Source organism: Micromonospora sp. NPDC049645 (assembly GCF_040675155.1).
GTDB lineage: Bacteria > Actinomycetota > Actinomycetes > Mycobacteriales > Micromonosporaceae > Micromonospora.
Genome location: NZ_JBFAOI010000003.1, coordinates 68,440 through 84,079, shown reverse-complemented (window position 1 = coordinate 84,079; position 15,640 = coordinate 68,440). Strand labels below are relative to the sequence as shown.

Sequence of the window (15,640 nt, the reverse complement as noted above, 5' to 3'; positions counted from 1 at the left end):
TTCCGGTCCGGGTCTCTTCTGTTTCGGTCCTGTCAAGTGGGGCTCACACCGCACCGGGGAAGAGCGCTTGACCGTGGGCCATGGCGGCCTCGAACGGACGCGTGACCAGCGCGGCGGGCCGCGATCCGACCCCTAGTCCGATGACCCTGATCGACCCCACCCACCCGCGCCGATCTTGCAGTTTCCGTTGTCGAGATGCGCGGGATGCCCCCTTTGCCGCGACAGCAACTGCAAGATCGCGGAGAGGCTGGCTCGACCAGGCGGCCCGGGTTGGACCAGTCGGCGGCGAGCGCGTTCTGCGTGTTCGCTGCCGGGTAGAACGCCAGGGCGATCGAGTGGCCGTAGAACTCGGTCGCGAGGTGCAGCTGAGCCGGCGAGCACGGCCGGGGAGCGGCGCAGCCACGGCAGAGCCACGCCGGGCGCATCGGTTGGTGCGGGGGAGGGGGTCTGGTCATCCGACCCGCACCGGACCTCGCTTGCCGGGCGTGCGCCTGGTCGACCGACGGGCCGCCCGCGCGGGCACGTCCGACCAGACCAGGGCCCGCGGGCATCACGAACAGGGATCGGCGCGCCACCGCGCCACCGCGCCACCGCGTCGCCGCGTCGCCGCGTCGCCGCGCCACCGCGCCACCGCGTCGCCGCGCCACCGCGCCACCGCGTCGCCGTTCGCGGCCAGCCGGTAACCGTCGATCCACAGCCACCCGTCGTACGTCGGCCGGTCGAGAACGCGAATCACCCGGACGAAGATCGGGCGCGGGAACTGCACACCCGCGGCGCGGGTCAGGTGCGGGACCTTACCCGCGCGTGGCTTCCGCGCGGGCCCGTTCACGGGTGCGTCCCGCGGTTCTCGGGGGGTGGGTCGAGTCGGTTCACCGGCCAGGGCGGAACGATGGTCCCTGGTGGCCAGGGCACGCCCGGTGCCGACGGCGGCGACAGGTTCGGCTGCGGCTCGGACTTCGGCTCGGGCTTCCGAACGGGTGGCTCGTCCGGCACGTGCTCCCCCCTGGGCGGTCGATGGGGGAAGAGGACCGTCGTGACTGCTCGCCCGTCGAGATCTTGGACATTTTCCGTTCTGGGCTAACGGAAACTGTCCAAGATCTAGGGCTGAGCAGGTGCCGCCCCGGCGCGAACGCGTCCGCCGGGTCTCGGGTCCCGGTCGGCCGCGCCGCCTACGGGCCACCGTCTGCACACAAGGCTCTCGCCGCCCTGGATCCTCGGGAATCGGGGGCCTCTTGCGTGTCCGGGTCCGTGATCGACTCGACTTTCTTGAAACCGGGCCCTCCCGTACGACCGGACGCCCCGACTTCAAGGAACACGTGTGGATCACGTGGATTTGCCGGTGTCTCCGCCGTTCGCGCGATGACAAAGTTGCTGGCGCAGCGGTTCTCGTTCGCCCCACGGCCGCCTATAATATGGGAAACTTGTCTCAGATTGTGGGAGGCTGCGATGAGCGTGGCGGACGTGTTCGACGCGGTGGCCGGTACCTATGACGAGGCCCGCCGGCGGCTCGTGCCCTGCTTCGACTCCTTCTACGGCACCGCCGTCGAGGTGGCCGCTCCGCCGCTGCGCGCCGCGCTGGTCGCCGGTCGTACCCCCGAGGTGTTGGATCTGGGCGCGGGGACCGGCCTGCTCTCCCTGCTGCTCGCCGCGGCGGTGCCGGAAGTCCGGCTGACCCTGGTGGACGCCGCGCCGGCGATGCTCGCCCGCGCCGCCGACCAGCTGAACGCGCGGTCCGTGCCACACCGAACGGTCCAGGCCGACCTGGCGGACGAGTTGCCGCCGGGCCGGTACGACGCGGTGGTCAGCGCGCTGGCGATCCACCACCTGGACGACGCCGGCAAGCGGGCGCTCTACCGGCGGGCCGCCGCCGCGCTGGCGCCAGGCGGGGTGTTCGTCAACGCCGAGCAGGTCGCCGGCCCCACCCCGGCGCTGGACCGGCGCTACGACGAGGTCTGGACAACCAGGATCACCGAGCTGGGCTCGTCGACCGAGGAGATCGCCGCCGCCCGGGAACGGATGAGCCACGACCGTCCGGCGACCGTGGCCGACCAGTGCCGGTGGCTCGCCGAGGCGGGCCTGGTCGACGTCGACTGTTTCTTCAAGGAGTGGCGCTTCGCGGTGTTCGGTGGCCGGGCCGGGTAACCAGGCGGAATGTGCGTTTCGCCGACCGGGGGTGAGGCGACGGGCGTGCGGATGACTGGTGGTCACACCAGTGGGTAGTCTCCTCGGCATGACTGCCAAGGTGACTCTCTCGTTCACCGACGAGACGATCGAGGAGGCGCGGCGGTTCGCCAAGCGTGAGGGGCTGTCGCTCTCCGCGTGGATGGACCAGGCCGCCCGGGAGAAGGCGCTGCGCGAGGTCTTCACCGCGCACGCCGCCGCCGTGGGCCGGGCCAGCCTGGATCTGGAGTCCGCCGCCCTCGCCGACGCCCGCGAGGTGGGCATGGTCAACGACCTGTTCTCCAACGGACGGCGGCGTGCTGCGTAGGGGCGAGGTCTGGCGCATCGAGGGCGCCCGGGAACGCCTCGGCCTCGTGATCAGCTCGGACGTCTACAACTCCACCGACGTGCCCATCGTGATTGTGGTCGAGGTGGTCGAGGAGTCGCTGCTGCGGGACTCGCCGCTCGCCGTGTCGATGGGCCGGTACGTGGTGATGCCCGACCGGATCTCCTCACCCATGAAGAAGTGGTTCACCGACTGCGTGGACGTCGCCGACACCGACACGATGCTCCGCGTCGGCCGCGCGCTGCGCATACTCCAGCAGCTCTGACCGCGACAGCAGCTCTGACCGCGACAGCAGCTCTGACGGCGACAGCAGCTCTGACGGCGACAGCAGCTCTGGCCGCGACAGCAGCTCGGGCCGGGGGGCGCGCGCTCACCATCGCCGCCGGCCCGTGGTGCGGTCCCCGTTTCCGGCCCGACCCGCGCCGGGCACTGCGAGGTAACCGGGCGTTCCTAGCGTCTCTCCTCGTCACATCGACGAGGAGGAGCCGCCGTGAGCACGCTCACCAGCACCGCAGTCACCGCCGAGCCACCTGCCGTCACCGGTCGCCGACAGCCGCTGACCGACTGGCGCCCCGAGGACCCGGCCTTCTGGCAGGCAACCGGCGCTCCGATCGCCCGCCGCAACCTCTGGGTCTCGATCTTCGCGGAGCACGTCGGCTTCTCGGTGTGGAGCCTCTGGTCGGTCACCGTGCTCTTCCTCGGCCCCGCGTACGGCATCGATCCGGCCGGAAAGTTCCTGCTCACCGCCGTGCCCGCCGCACTGGGCGCGGTGTTGCGACTGCCGTACACGCTGGCGGTGGCCCGTTTCGGCGGACGACGCTGGACGATCGTCAGCGCACTGCTGTTGCTGGTGCCCGCAGTGCCGATGACGGTGCTACTGGAACCCGGGGTGTCCTACTCCACCCTGATGGTGCTCGCCTGCCTCACCGGGGTCGGCGGCGGCAACTTCGCCTCCTCGATGGCGAACATCAACCTGTTCTACCCCCAGCGGCTCAAGGGGCGGGCGCTCGGGCTCAACGCCGGTGGCGGCAACCTGGGCGTACCCGCGGTGCAGCTGGTCGGCCTGGCGGTCCTGGCCACCGCCGGCGCCGCGTACCCCCGGTTGGTGCCGGCGGTCTACCTGCCGCTGATCGTGCTGGCCGCGCTGGCGGCGGCCCGCTGGTTGGACACCGTGCCCGGGGCGCGCAACGAGCCGGGCGCGTTGCGGGAGGCGGCCCGCGATCCGCACACCTGGGCGATGTCGCTGCTGTACATCGGCACCTTCGGCTCGTTCATCGGCTTCGGCTTCGCCTTCGGTCAGGTGCTCCAGCTCCAGTTCGCCGAGCGGTTCCCCACCCCGGTCGACGCGGCCTGGCTGACCTTCCTCGGCCCGCTGGTCGGCTCGCTGATCCGGCCGCTGGGCGGGCACCTCGCCGACCGGTTGGGCGGGGCCCGGGTGACCTTCTGGAACTTCGTGGCGATGGCGGCCGGCGCGGGCACCGTGCTGTACGCGGCGCGGGAGCGCTCGTTCGGGCTCTACCTGGCCGGGTTCCTCGCCCTCTTCGTCTTCTCCGGCATCGGCAACGGCTCCACCTACAAGATGATCCCGGCGATCTTCCGGGCCCGGGCGGCGCACGCGGTGGCCACGGGTCAGCGTGATCCGGAGGCCGCCGCGCGGTGGGCGCGACGGATGACCGGCGCGTTGATCGGCATCGCGGGTGCGATCGGCGCCTCCGGTGGGGTGCTGGTCAACATCGCGTTCCGTCAGTCGTTCCTCAGCTCGGGCAACGCCGACGCCGCCTACCTGGCCTTCATCGGCTGGTATGCGTTGTGTTTCGCGGTCACCTGGGCGGTCTACCGTCGGCCGAGGGCGGATCGGCTCGCCAACGTGTGAGCTGAGCCACGCCCGGCGCGTCGCGGCTCGGCACCGCACCCCCGTTTTGACCTGCGGACGGGGCGCCGGGTATCGTTGCCTGCTGTTGTACGACATCCAGAGGCGTGCCCCATCAGGTACGCTTGGTCGTTCGTGCGCGCTGGTCCGGCCTGCAAGATCTGGTCACCTCGGCGCGCGACCCCAGACCGACGACGAGACAAGGTAGACCTGTGCGTACGTACAGCCCGAAGCCGGGTGAGATCGAGCGTCAGTGGCACGTCATCGACGCCTCTGATGTCGTGCTGGGCCGCCTGGCCACCCACGCCGCCACGTTGCTGCGTGGTAAGCACAAGCCGACTTTCGCGCCGCACGTCGACACGGGCGACTTCGTCGTCATCGTGAACGCGGGCAAGGTTGCGCTGACCGGCAACAAGCGCCAGACCAAGGTCGCTTACCGCCACTCCGGTTACCCGGGTGGCCTGAAGCAGGTCGGCTACGACGAGCTGCTGACCAAGCGCCCCGAGCGGGCCATCGAGCTGGCTGTGAAGGGGATGCTCCCGCACAACAAGCTCGGCCGTCAGCTGATCAAGAAGCTGAAGGTCTACGCCGGTGCCGAGCACCCGCACCTCGCGCAGCAGCCGGTGCCGTTCGAGATCAAGCAGATCGCGCAGTGAGCGCGGGCGAAGGAAGCAGCATGACCGACATCACCACCGAGACCGAGGTCGCCCCCGAGGTCACCGAGGCACCGGCGCCCGTCGCCCGCGCGCCGCGTGGTGACCGCCCGATCCAGACCGTGGGTCGGCGCAAGGAGGCCATCGTCCGGGTCCGTATCGTTCCGGGCACCGGCAAGATCACCTGCAACGGTCGCGACCTCGAGGCGTACTTCCCGAGCAAGGTGCACCAGCAGCTCATCAAGGACCCGCTGGTCACCGCCGAGAAGCCCGAGGCGTTCGACGTCATCGCCAACCTGCGTGGCGGCGGCACCACCGGCCAGGCCGGTGCGCTGCGGCTGGCCATCGCCCGGGCGCTGATCGTCAACGAGCCCGACGACCGTCCGGCTCTGAAGAAGGCCGGCTTCCTCACCCGGGACGCCCGGGTCAAGGAGAGCAAGAAGTACGGCCTCAAGAAGGCCCGTAAGGCTCCCCAGTACTCGAAGCGCTGATCTTCTCCAGCGCGTTGTACTTCTGACGGACGGCCGGTCCGCCTCCCCCTCTGCGGGGGGAGGTGGGTCGGCCGTTCCGCTTTCTCCTCACTGGCAGTGCTCATTCGGAGGTTGGCGGGTATGGGTCGGTTGTTCGGCACGGACGGCGTACGCGGGCGGGCGAACGCGGATCTCACCCCGGAGTTGGCGCTGGCGCTCGCGGTGGCCGCGGCCCACACACTCGCCGAGACGGACCGTAGCCATCCGCCGCTCGCCGTCGTCGGCCGGGACACCCGCGCCAGCGGCGAGATGTTGGAAGCCGCAGTGGTCGCCGGTCTGACCAGCGCGGGCGCCAACGTGGTGCGGGTCGGCGTGCTGCCCACCCCCGCGGTGGCGTTCCTCACCGCCGAAGCCAAGGCCGACCTCGGTGTGATGCTCTCCGCGTCGCACAACCCGATGCCGGACAACGGCATCAAGCTCTTCGCCGCCGGCGGGCACAAGCTGCCCGACGAGATCGAGATGCGGATCGAGGCGGCTGTCGAGACGAACGCCACCACCGCCTGGGACCGGCCGATCGGCGCCGGCGTCGGCCGGGTGCACGACCTGCTCGACGGTGCCGACCACTACGTGCAGCACCTGGTGGGCACCGTTGGGCACCGGCTCGACGGGATCAAGGTCGTGGTCGACTGCGCCAACGGCGCCGCCGCCGAGGTCGCGCCCGTCGCCTACCGGGAGGCCGGCGCGGAGGTCATCGCCATCCACGCCGAGCCCGACGGGCTCAACATCAACGACGACTGCGGCTCCAACCACATCGAGGCCTTGCGCGCCGCCGTGGTCGAGCACGGCGCCCACCTCGGCATCGCCCACGACGGCGACGCCGACCGCTGCCTGGCGGTCACCGCCGACGGCGACGAGGTGGACGGCGACCAGGTCATGGCGATCCTCGCGCTGGCCATGCGGGACGCCGGCACGCTCACCCAGGACACCCTGGTGGCCACCGTGATGAGCAACCTCGGTCTGCGGCTCGCCATGTCCGCGCAGGGCATCCGCCTGATCGAGACCAAGGTCGGCGACCGGTACGTGCTGGAGGAGCTGCGCGCCTCCGGGCTGGCGCTCGGCGGTGAGCAGAGCGGCCACATCGTCATGCCCGCCCACGCCACCACCGGCGACGGCGTGCTCACCGGCCTGCACCTGATGGCTCGGATGGCGGCCACCGGCAAGTCCCTCGCCGAGCTGGCCTCGGTGGTCACCAAGCTGCCCCAGGTGCTGATCAACGTGCCGGTCGGCGACCGGACCGTTGGCGCCGCCGCGCCAGCCGTACGCGCCGAGGTCGAGCGGGCCGAGGCGGAGCTGGGCGAGACCGGCCGGGTGCTGCTGCGCCCGTCGGGCACCGAGCCGCTGGTCCGGGTGATGGTCGAGGCGGCCACCGAGGCGACGGCCCGTGCGGTCGCCGAGCGGATCGCCGAGCTGGTCCGCACCGCGAGCCCCGTCGTCTAGGTCGGTTGGACGCTGTGGAGCTGAACCGTTCGCGGCATCAGCTCCACAGCCCCCTGGGGTGCCGGGTCGAAGTCAGCGGCTCGGGGTCAGGGCGCGCAGCCGGGTGACCGCCTCGGTCAGCACCTCGGGGCGTTTGCAGAAGGCGAAGCGGATCAGCCGCCGGCCGGCGTCGGTGTCGTCGTAGAAGACCTGGGTGGGCACCGCCACCACGCCGCAGCGTTCCGGCAGCGACAGGCAGAACTCCACCCCGTCCCGGCCGCCGAGAGCCGTGATGTCGGCGGTGACGAAGTACGTCCCCTCCGAGGTGAGCACCTCGAACCCGGCGTCGGTGAGCCCACCGGCGAGCTGGTCACGCCGCTGCTGGAGGCTGTCCCGGAAACCGGTGTAGTAGTCGTCCGGCAGGGCCAGCGCCACGGCCACCGCCGGTTGCAGCGGCGCCGCGTTGACGTAGGTGAGGAACTGCTTCACCCGGAGCACCGCCGAGACCAGCGCCGCCGGGCCGCTCGCCCAGCCGATCTTCCACCCCGTGCACGAGAACGTCTTGCCGGCCGACGAGATGCGCAGCGTCCGCTCCCACATCCCGGGCAGGCTGGCCAGCGACACGTGTGGGCTCGCCGCGTCGGTGAAGACCAGGTGCTCGTACACCTCGTCGGTGACCGCGTACGCGCCGAACTCCTGGCACAACTCGGCGACCAGCGCCAGCTCGGCCGGCGTGAAGACCTTGCCGGTCGGATTGTGCGGTGAGTTCAACAGCACCAGCCGGGTGCGCGGGCCGAACGCCGCACGCAGCGCCGCCGGGTCGAACGCGTACCGGCCGTCGGCCGTGGGACGCAGCGTCACCGGCCGGCGCACCGCGCCGGCCAGTGCGATCGAGGCGGCGTACGAGTCGTAGTACGGCTCGAAGCAGACCACCTCGTCGCCCGGTTCGCACAGGGCGAGGATGCTCGCCGCGACCGCCTCGGTCGCGCCCGCGGTGATCACGATCTCGCTGTCCGGGTCGTACGCCAGGTCGTGGAACCGCCGCTGATGAGCCGCCACCGCCGCGCGCAGGGCGGGGATCCCCGGACCGGGCGGGTACTGGTTCTGCCCGCTGCGCAGCGCCTCGGCGGCGGCGGCCAGCATCTCCGGCGGGCCGTCGGTGTCCGGGAAGCCCTGGCCCAGGTTGACCGCGCCGGTGCGGACGGCGAGGGCGGACATCTCGGCGAAGATCGTCGTGCCGAACGGCCGCATCCGGGCCACCAGCGGGTCGACATCGGTGCTCGTCGTCACCTGCGCCAGCCTACGGGTGCCCCCGCCGGAACCCCAGCCTCACTCGGGCGCGCAACTGGTCGCCCAGTACCCCCGGGCCTTGTTGACGGCCGGTTTGCCCGCACCGGTGACCGTGACGACGCAGTCGAGTGGTCGCTGACCCTCGTCGTCGGCCCATCTGGCCTCCACCATGACCCGGCTCTTGCCGTTGGTGCGGATGGAGGTGCGCCAGGGCAGTTTCTGGCCGTCGACGTGGATGAGGTCGCTCTCGGCGTCGAAGTACGCGAGGTCGACCACGCCCGACCCGGTCAGCTCGTAGACCACCGTCACCGGGGCCGGCCCGGACGTCGGTCGAGTGATCGGCTTCTTGCTGGGGGTGGGAGACACCGTGGGCGGCGCCACGCTGGGTCGCTCGGGGATCAGCGGCCCGGCGGTCGGTTCGGTCCAACCATCGTCGTCGGGTATGACCCACGGCTGCTCGGCGACCGGATCCGAGCCGGCCTCGTCGAGCAGCAGGCCGCCGACGCAGAGGCAGCCGCAGACGGCAAGAACGAGCACCACGAGGACCGCGACGACGATCCCGACGGTGCGGCCGGTGGGCGTGGCCGGCCCGCCGCTGGACGGCGGTTGACCGGGGTGCGCCCACGGCGGCGGATAGCCGGGCGGCGGCCACCCGGCTGACGGTGACCACCCGGCGGTCGGCGGTCCGACCGGGGTGGGCCACCCCGCAGGCGGCGGTCCGCCGGGCCAGCCCGCCGGGGGCGTCGCGGTCGACGTGGGCCAACCGGGCGGTCCGGGGGGCGTCGGGCCGGCGGCGTCGGGTGCGGCCGGCGGCCACGGGGTCGTCGGGGTCGTCGGGGTTTCGGGCGTCCATGGCGCTGCGGGCGGGTGGGGCGTCCACTGGGTCGCGGGCGGGGGCGGCGTCCACGGCGCGGCCGGCGGAGACGGCGTCCAGGGCGCTGGTGCCCACGGTGCCTGCGGCGCCCACGGCTGGCCCGGGGCCAGCGGGTCGGGTGCCGGGAACGGGATCGAGGAGGGCGGTGCCGTCGGATCCGCCGCGGGTGCGCCCGCAGCAGGCGAGGACGGCTCGGCTGACGGCCCCGACGCGCCGCCGGCTGGCGGCTCCGGTGGGGGAGCGGGGGACGGATCGGGCGGGGGCGCGTCGGACATGGCTGCTCCGGGCGGGAGTGGGTATGGGACGAACGAACCGAGGACGGCCGCGCCGAACCCGCCGAGAGACTGTCGTACCCGAAGGCGCGCCGCAACCCCGTCGTCGCGGGCTGGCGGTCAGCGGCCTGTGACGCTCGTCCCGTTGTGGCCGTCCAGGTGCTGATCGCTCAGATTCCGTGATTGATAACCCGACTTTCGAGCACCCACCGTGAGTGAAACTGGGTTAGGCTGCGGGCCATGTGTGGAATCGTGGGATACGCGGGCGCGCGCCCCGCACTCGGCATCGTCCTCGACGGGCTGCGGCGGCTGGAATACCGCGGCTACGACTCGGCAGGCGTCGCGATCGTCTGCGACGACCAGCTGCTGACCGAGAAGAAGGCCGGCAAGCTGGCCAACCTGGAGAAGGTGCTGTCCGAGCGGGCCGCCGACGACCCCACCTCCTGCGCCGCCAGCCCGATCGGCATCGGCGACGGCACCACCGGCATCGGGCACACCCGGTGGGCCACCCACGGCGGTCCGACCGACCGCAACGCCCACCCACACGTCGCCCCCGACGGGCGCGTCGCCGTGATCCACAACGGCATCATCGAGAACTTCGCCAAGCTCCGCGCCGAGCTGGAGGCCGACGGCGTCCAGTTCACCAGCGACACCGACACCGAGTGCGCCGCACACCTGCTCGCCGCCGCGCTGGCCGACCTGCGCGCCGCCGGCCAGCCGGACAGCCCGCAGCTGCTCGCCGCCGGCATGCGCGTGGTCTGCCAGCGACTGGAGGGCGCGTTCACCCTGCTCGCGGTGGACGCCGCCGTGCCCGGCGCGGTGGTCGGCGCCCGGCGCAACTCGCCACTCGTGGTGGGCCGGGGCGACGGGGAAAACTACCTGGCCAGCGACGTTGCCGCGTTCATCGAGCACACCCGCGAAGCGGTCGAGCTGGGCCAGGACCAGATCGTGCTGATCACCGGTGACAGCATCGAGATCACCGACTTCGAGGGCCAGCCCGCCGCCGGCAAGGACTTCCACATCGACTGGGACTCCTCGGCCGCGGAAAAGGGCGGCTACGACTGGTTCATGCTCAAGGAGATCGAGGAGCAGCCGCAGGCCATCGCGGACACGCTGCTCGGCCGGCTCACCGAGAGCGGCGAGATCGCCCTCGACGAGGTCCGCCTCAGCGACCAGGATCTGCGCGACGTCGACAAGATCTTCATCGTGGCCTGCGGCACGGCGTACCACGCCGGCATGGTCGCCAAGTACGCCATCGAGCACTGGACCCGGATCCCGTGCGAGGTGGAGCTGGCCAGCGAGTTCCGCTACCGCGACCCGGTGCTCGACCGGTCCACGCTGATCGTGGTGATCTCGCAGTCCGGCGAAACGATGGACACCCTGATGGCGCTGCGCCACGCCAAGGAGCAGAAGGCCCGGGTGCTGGCGGTCTGCAACACCAACGGCTCGACCATCCCCCGCGAGTCCGACGCCGTGCTCTACACCCACGGCGGCCCGGAGATCGCCGTCGCCTCCACCAAGGCGTTCCTCACCCAGGTCGTCGCCTGCTACCTGATCGGTCTGCACCTGGCCCAGGTACGCGGGATCAAGTTCGCCGACGAGGTGGGCGCGGTGGTCGCGCAGTTGCAGGAGATCCCCGGCAAGCTGCGCGAGCTGCTCGACCGGATCGAGCCCGTCCGCGAGCTGGCCCGGGATCTGAAGTCCGAGCCGACCGTGCTGTTCATCGGCCGGCACGTCGGCTACCCGGTGGCCCTGGAGGGCGCGCTGAAGCTCAAGGAGTTGGCGTACATGCACGCCGAGGGCTTCGCGGCCGGTGAGCTGAAGCACGGCCCGATCGCCCTGATCGACAGGGGCACCCCGGTGATCTGTGTGGTGCCCTCGCCGGTCGGCCGGGGCATGCTGCACGACAAGGTCGTCTCCAACATCCAGGAGGTCCGGGCGCGCGGCGCGCGGACCATCGTGATCGCGGAGGAGGGCGACGAGGCCGTCGTCCGCTACGCCGACCACCTGATCTACGTGCCGAGGACGCCGACGCTGCTGGCCCCGCTCGTCACCACCGTGCCGTTGCAGGTGCTCGCCGCCGAGATCGCCGCCGCCCGGGGGCACGACGTGGACCAGCCCCGCAACCTGGCCAAGTCGGTCACCGTCGAGTAGGGCGTCACCCGCCCCGACCTCAGCGGCCCAACACGACCCGGGCCATCCCGTCCAGCGCGGGATTGCCCGGGTCCCAGTAGCCGGTGTGCCCACCTCGGCCACTGCCGAAGACCCGGCCGCCGAAGCCGGGATCCGCCGGGTCGTGCCCGAACCACAGCTCATGCCCCGTCCGGTCGGGCCAGCTCAGCACGGCGGCCAGCGGCGCCGCACCCAGCAGAGCCCGTCGCCCCAACTCCTCCGCCGGACGGGCCGCCCGGATCACGTCGTCGGGGGCGCTGCTCGCCCAGACCTCCCCGGGTGGCACGCCCAGCTCGCCGGCGTGCGACGCGCCGACACCGGGCGAACCGACGAACACCAGCGCGTCGGCGGCCAGGCCGTGCTCCCGGGCCGCCACCCCCACCACCAGCGACCCGTAGCTGTGCCCGAGCACGGTCTGCCGTGCCGGTGACCCGTCGTGGCTGACGCGCAGCCCCTCCTGGAAGCGGTGCAGCGCCGGGCCGGCATCCCGGGCCTGGCCCGCCGAGGCGGCCTCGGTCAGCAGATCCGGAGCGTCGTAGTCCAGCCAGAGCACCGCCGCGCTGCGCTCACCCGGGGCGAGCGCGGCGCACCGGTCCAGCACCCGGGCCGCCCTGCCCAGCTCGCTGTGGGCGTCGTCCAGGCCGGCGGTCATCCCCGGCACGTAGGTCAGCACCCGATCGGCGTGGTCCGGGTCGCCGAGCGTCACCACCGCCCGGCCCTCACCGGCCGGATCCAACCCGAGCAGGTACGCCCTCGGCACCCCGTCGGCCGTCAACCGCCCGATCAGCGCGTCCAGCCCGGTCAACCGCCCGGCCACCCCGCGCAGCCGGATCGACGCGAGCGGCCCCGGCGGCACCCGGGCCAGCAACCGTCGCCGCTCGGCAAGCAACTCCTCCCGCCAGACCCCGAGCCGTAGCCGGTTGGCCTGGTCGCGGGCGGCCACCGGCACCCCGTCCAGTCGGCCGACGAGGGCCGGCTCGCGCCCGATCAGCCACCGGCGCTGCGCCGGGGTCAACCCAGACCACCAGGCGTGGACCAGCATCGGCGCGGCGCCGGAGGTGGGTCGGCCCGGCGGAGGCGGAGACGCCCACCCGGTGCCGGCAGCTCGGGCCAGGTCGTCCAACCGGTCGGCCGCGACCCGGTCCGCCGCAGCGGCCCGGTCGAGCGCGTCCCGCAGGATCGCGGCCACCCCGGCCGCTGCCACGCCGGCCGCCGCCACCCCGGCCCGGTCGGTGGGCCGAACCCGGGCGGGATCGGCGTGCACACCGCCCGAACGGTCGACCCGCAGGCCGGCTGCCTCGGCCTGGGCGACCCCCTCGGCGAGCCGTGCCTTCGCCACGGTCAGCCGACCGGCCAACTCGGCGAGCACCTGGTCGACCTCGATCAGCGCGGGTGCGACCGAGGTCAGCTCGGCACGCAGACCGGCGAGCCGGGTGTCCGCCGCCGTGGCCGCCGCCCCCGACCAGTCGCCCCGCAACCGCCCGCCGGCCGAACGTAGGCCGGCCACCCGCCGGTCGACCGGCTCGGTCAACCCCGCCCACGCCACCCCGGCGGCCCGCCAACCGCCCGGATCGGCAGCCCACAGCTGCCGGTAGCCGACGCCGCTCACCGGGGCAACGCGGCGAACCGGGCGGCGGCCCGGTCGTCCACCGTCTCGTACGCCTCGGCCGCCGCCCGGACCCCGCCGGAGGTCGCCGCCACCGCTGCGCCCAGCCGGCAGAACCAGGCGTGCCCGGCCGCCTCCAACCCGGCCAGGGCCGCGCCGGCTCGCCACCCGGGCGCCGCCACCAGCAGAGCGGGCAGCCCCGCGAGGCCCGACGCCAACCCGTGTGCCTCGTCGTCGAGCAGGACGGCGACCGCCCGCAACTCCTCCGGCCGGACGGCGAACGGCTCGTCGGTCATGACCACACCCCCATGGACGATCGGCATCGACGCGCTGACGCTAGGCGCGTACCGCAGGCCGCGCGGTGCCCTGTGGACAGCCGACGTCGAGGCGTACCCCCGGGTGTCCACAGACGTTGCCCAGCGCGAGCCCGACGGTTAATCTGCGGCCTCGACCGCCGGTAGGGTGGTGTGGTGATCGTCGCTGTCGGCATCGACGTCGTCCTGGTCGACCGGTTCGCCCGGGCCCTGGCACGGACGCCGCTGCTCGCCGACCGGCTCTTCACCGATGCCGAACGGCAGACCGGTGCCGGCAACCCGCGCTCCCCGGAGTCGCTGGCCGCGCGATTCGCCGCGAAGGAGGCCGTGGCCAAGGCGCTCGGCGCCCCGGCCGGGCTGCACTGGCACGACTGCGAGATCGTGCCCGACCCGGACGGCCGCCCCTGGTTGGCCGTCTCGGGCACGGTCGCGGCGGTGGCCGAGGCGCACGGGGTCAACCACTGGCATCTCTCGTTGTCGCACGACGGCGGGATCGCCTCGGCGATGGTGGTCGCGGAACGATGACGTCGGCCGGGAGGGCCGATCGGGCCGGCCCGCGAACGGATTGGGACACGGTGGCATGAGAGCGGTGTGGCGGGTGGCCGACGTACGCGCGGCCGAGGCGGGGTTGATGGGCACGCTGCCGGAGGGGACGCTGATGCAGCGGGCCGCCGCCGGCCTGGCTCGCCGCGCCGCGCTTCTGCTCGACGAGCGGGGCGGGGTCTACGGCGGCCGGGTGCTGCTGCTGGTCGGCTCGGGCGACAACGGCGGCGACGCGCTGTACGCGGGGGAGCGGCTGGCCCGCCGGGGTGTCCAGGTGTCCGCCGTGCTGCTCACCCCCGGGCGGGCGCACGCCGCCGGCCTGGCCGCGTTGCGAGCCGCCGGCGGCCAGTTGGTGCCGGGCCCGGCCGGCCCGGTCGACCTGGTCCTCGACGGCATCGTCGGCATCGGCGGCACCGGTGGGCTGCGAGCGAGCGCGGACGAGTTGGTCCAGCGCCTCGGCGAGTTGCGCGGGCGCGACGGTGAGCGGGCCACCGTGCTGGCGGTCGACGTGCCCAGCGGGGTCGCGGTGGACACCGGCCACGTGCCGCTGTCCGCTTCCGGCCGGCCCACCGCGGTCCGCGCCGACGTGACGGTGGCCTTCGGCGCGCTGAAGCCCGCCCTGGTGGTCGGGCCGGCCGCCGCGCTGGCCGGGCAGGTCGAGCTGGTCGACATCGGGCTGCGGCCGTGGCTGCGCGGCACCCCGGCGCTGCGGGTCACCGAGTGGTCCGACGTGGTCGACTGGTGGCCCCGGCTGGGCCCGGCGTCGGAGAAGTACACCCGGGGGGTGGTGGGGGTGTCGACCGGCTCGACGACCTACCCCGGCGCGGCGGTGCTCTCCGTGGGCGGCGCCCTGGCCGGGCCGACCGGTCTGGTCCGCTACGCCGGCGGCGCGCGCGCCGAGGTGCTGCACCAGCACCCCTCGGTCATCGCCAGCGGGCGGGTCGCCGACGCGGGCCGGGTGCAGGCCTGGGTCTGCGGCTCCGGGCTGGGCACCGGCGCCGACGCGGCGGCCGAGCTGCGCGCCGTACTGGCCGCTCCGGTGCCGGTGGTGCTCGACGCCGACGCGCTGACCCTGCTTGTGGACGGCTCGCTCGCCGACCGGCTGCGGGGTCGGGACGCGCCGATCGTGGTCACCCCGCACGACCGGGAGTTCACCCGCCTCTGCGGGGAGGAGCCGGGCGCCGACCGGGTCGCCGCCGCGCTGCGGCTGGCCGCCTGGATGAACGCGGTGGTGCTGCTCAAGGGCGACCGCACGGTGATTGGCACGCCGGACGGCCGGGCGTACGTCAACCCGACCGGCACCCCGGCGTTGGCCACCGGCGGCACCGGCGACGTGCTGGCCGGGCTGCTCGGCTCGCTGCTGGCGGCCGGGCTGCCCGCGGACCGGGCGGCGGCCTCGGCCGCGTACCTGCACGGGCTCGCCGGGCGGGAGGCGGCGCGGGGCGGGCCGGTGACCGCGCCGGACGTGGTGACCGCGTTGCGTCCGGTGCTGGCCCGGCTGGGCTGAACGGGTCCGTTGCGGGCACGGTGACCGGATCACCGCTCCGGGACGTGCGTCGCCGCCCGCGGTGATCACAGCGGAAAGTAGGCTGGG

The 15,640-nt window shown here is 73.3% G+C and carries 15 protein-coding genes; 10 read left to right on the top strand and 5 right to left on the bottom strand.

Annotated elements, in window-relative coordinates:
* Positions 1 to 550: 550 nt before the first annotated feature.
* Entirely contained in the window at positions 551 to 829 is a 279-nt protein-coding gene (locus AB0J33_RS08875; protein WP_363611509.1) for a hypothetical protein, read from the bottom strand.
* Positions 830 to 1,446: 617 nt separating this feature from the next.
* On the opposite strand from AB0J33_RS08875, the gene AB0J33_RS08870 reads away from it, so the two are divergent.
* The 7 genes from AB0J33_RS08870 (at position 1,447) to glmM (ending at position 6,996) form a co-directional block, all read left to right on the top strand.
* Positions 1,447 to 2,142: a methyltransferase domain-containing protein gene (locus tag AB0J33_RS08870; RefSeq protein WP_363611507.1), complete on the top strand. Its 696-nt coding sequence runs from the start codon at positions 1,447 to 1,449 to the stop codon at positions 2,140 to 2,142.
* An 88-nt stretch (positions 2,143 to 2,230) separates the two neighbouring features.
* Positions 2,231 to 2,488, top strand: a complete 258-nt coding sequence (locus AB0J33_RS08865; protein WP_363611505.1) for a DUF6364 family protein — start codon at positions 2,231 to 2,233, stop codon at positions 2,486 to 2,488.
* Complete coding sequence (locus AB0J33_RS08860; protein WP_151488090.1) at positions 2,478 to 2,771, top strand: hypothetical protein; 294 nt, start codon at positions 2,478 to 2,480, stop codon at positions 2,769 to 2,771. Before AB0J33_RS08865 ends, AB0J33_RS08860 begins: the two co-directional genes overlap by 11 nt.
* A gap of 225 nt (positions 2,772 to 2,996) precedes the next feature.
* Entirely contained in the window at positions 2,997 to 4,379 is a 1,383-nt protein-coding gene (locus tag AB0J33_RS08855) for a nitrate/nitrite transporter (RefSeq protein ID WP_363611503.1), read from the top strand.
* A 209-nt stretch (positions 4,380 to 4,588) separates the two neighbouring features.
* Positions 4,589 to 5,032, top strand: a complete 444-nt coding sequence (rplM, locus tag AB0J33_RS08850; protein WP_007465158.1) for a 50S ribosomal protein L13 — start codon at positions 4,589 to 4,591, stop codon at positions 5,030 to 5,032.
* Positions 5,033 to 5,052: 20 nt separating this feature from the next.
* Entirely contained in the window at positions 5,053 to 5,520 is a 468-nt protein-coding gene (gene rpsI, locus AB0J33_RS08845) for a 30S ribosomal protein S9 (RefSeq protein ID WP_278141680.1), read from the top strand.
* A gap of 120 nt (positions 5,521 to 5,640) precedes the next feature.
* Positions 5,641 to 6,996, top strand: coding sequence for a phosphoglucosamine mutase (glmM, locus tag AB0J33_RS08840; RefSeq protein WP_363611501.1), 1,356 nt, complete (start codon positions 5,641 to 5,643; stop codon positions 6,994 to 6,996).
* A gap of 72 nt (positions 6,997 to 7,068) precedes the next feature.
* Here glmM and AB0J33_RS08835 read toward each other — a convergent pair whose 3' ends face one another.
* Both AB0J33_RS08835 and AB0J33_RS08830 read right to left on the bottom strand, forming a co-directional pair.
* Positions 7,069 to 8,265, bottom strand: a complete 1,197-nt coding sequence (locus tag AB0J33_RS08835; protein WP_363611499.1) for a pyridoxal phosphate-dependent aminotransferase — start codon at positions 8,263 to 8,265, stop codon at positions 7,069 to 7,071.
* A 39-nt stretch (positions 8,266 to 8,304) separates the two neighbouring features.
* Positions 8,305 to 8,802 carry an MmpS family transport accessory protein gene (locus AB0J33_RS08830; RefSeq protein ID WP_363611497.1) on the bottom strand — a complete coding sequence of 166 codons (498 nt, stop codon included), beginning with the start codon at positions 8,800 to 8,802 and terminating at the stop codon, positions 8,305 to 8,307.
* Positions 8,803 to 9,651: 849 nt separating this feature from the next.
* Here AB0J33_RS08830 and glmS point away from each other — a divergent pair.
* Complete coding sequence (glmS, locus tag AB0J33_RS08825; protein WP_363611495.1) at positions 9,652 to 11,565, top strand: glutamine--fructose-6-phosphate transaminase (isomerizing); 1,914 nt, start codon at positions 9,652 to 9,654, stop codon at positions 11,563 to 11,565.
* Between the two features lie 19 nt (positions 11,566 to 11,584).
* Here the strand turns inward: glmS and AB0J33_RS08820 are convergent, their stop codons facing one another.
* A complete protein-coding gene (locus AB0J33_RS08820) occupies positions 11,585 to 13,192 on the bottom strand; it encodes an alpha/beta hydrolase (protein WP_363611493.1) in 1,608 nt (535 codons plus the stop codon).
* Entirely contained in the window at positions 13,189 to 13,485 is a 297-nt protein-coding gene (locus tag AB0J33_RS08815; RefSeq protein WP_363611491.1) for a hypothetical protein, read from the bottom strand. Before AB0J33_RS08815 ends, AB0J33_RS08820 begins: the two co-directional genes overlap by 4 nt.
* A gap of 174 nt (positions 13,486 to 13,659) precedes the next feature.
* Between AB0J33_RS08815 and AB0J33_RS08810 the strand changes: the two genes are divergently transcribed.
* Both AB0J33_RS08810 and AB0J33_RS08805 read left to right on the top strand, forming a co-directional pair.
* On the top strand, positions 13,660 to 14,028 hold the full coding sequence (locus AB0J33_RS08810) for a holo-ACP synthase (protein ID WP_363611489.1): 369 nt from the start codon (positions 13,660 to 13,662) through the stop codon (positions 14,026 to 14,028).
* A 55-nt stretch (positions 14,029 to 14,083) separates the two neighbouring features.
* Entirely contained in the window at positions 14,084 to 15,553 is a 1,470-nt protein-coding gene (locus AB0J33_RS08805; RefSeq protein WP_363611488.1) for an NAD(P)H-hydrate dehydratase, read from the top strand.
* Positions 15,554 to 15,640 lie beyond the last annotated feature (87 nt).